Consider the following 336-nt stretch of genomic DNA (forward strand, 5'->3'; position numbering starts at 1 on the left):
TCATAAACTGTTTTTTCTCCAGATTTAACATCTACTGTTGCAACCATACCAGGTACAATTGGGTAACTGACCCCTGTCTTTTTATCAACTAATACATCTGTATCTGTCAAAATAAAAACACGATAATAAAAAACCTCAGGCTTAACTTCATCCTGAATAGTATCTGGGGAAATAACTTTTACCTTACCATCTAATCCACCAAAAATTGCATAATCATAAGCTGTAATTTTCACCTTAGCTTCCTGTCCAGGATAAATATAAGCAATATCTTTTGGTGACATCCTTGCCTCAATCAAAAGTTGATCATCTAACGGTACAATCTGCATTAATTCGCCA

General features: G+C 34.5%; 1 protein-coding gene. It reads right to left on the reverse strand.

The window, feature by feature from the left end; translation table 11 throughout:
- On the reverse strand, positions 1–336 hold a 336-nt coding region (locus BZK14_RS13035; protein ID WP_143691490.1), incomplete at both ends, for a beta-barrel domain-containing protein.

The organism is Wohlfahrtiimonas larvae, assembly GCF_002006755.1.
Taxonomy (GTDB): Bacteria; Pseudomonadota; Gammaproteobacteria; order Cardiobacteriales; family Wohlfahrtiimonadaceae; genus Wohlfahrtiimonas; species Wohlfahrtiimonas larvae.